Here is a 547-nt window from a genome sequence, read left to right as displayed (position 1 = left end):
AAAACAGAGAGTTGACGTATGACAGTGCAATTTCCGAGTGCCGCTCAGGCGCTTGCCGAAGAGGTCGGAACATTACGGAAATGGCTGGATGAGGATGCCCTGCCCTTGTGGTGGGAGGCGGGTTCCGCCCGTCCGGATGGCGGCTTTTACGAGCGCCTTGGCCAGGATGCGAAACCGGTTTTTTCCGATGACCGCCGCGCCCGCGTTCAGCCACGTCAGGCCTATTGTTTCGCCGCTGCCGGCCAGCATGGCTGGCAGGGACCGTGGAAAGATGCGCTCCTGCACGGCTTGAGCTGGTTCGAAAAGGTCTATCGCCTCGATAACGGCCTTTACGGAAACCTCGCCGACCAGACCGGAAAACTCATCGATCCGTCCTTCGATCTCTACAATCAGGCCTTTGCGCTTTTCGCCGCCGCACAGACCGCCGCAAGCCTGCCCGAGTGCAAGGACGAGATGCGCGGCCGGGCGCTGGATATTCTTGCCATTCTCGAGCGCGACTACAAACATCCCGTCGCCGGTTTCGAGGAGGAAAACCCGCCGCGCACGC

Annotated in this window: 1 pseudogene; it reads left to right on the top strand. The window is 60.9% G+C overall.

The window, feature by feature from the left end:
* Window positions 1-18 precede the first annotated feature (18 nt).
* Window positions 19-547, top strand: a pseudogene (locus DXT96_RS27295) (AGE family epimerase/isomerase); the annotation flags it as partial.

The sequence above is a fragment of the Agrobacterium sp. ICMP 6402 genome, assembly GCF_009498615.1.
Taxonomy (GTDB): Bacteria; Pseudomonadota; Alphaproteobacteria; order Rhizobiales; family Rhizobiaceae; genus Agrobacterium; species Agrobacterium burrii.
The sequence above is the reverse complement of the archived record's forward strand: the minus strand, read 5'-3'. Positions and strand labels throughout refer to the sequence as shown.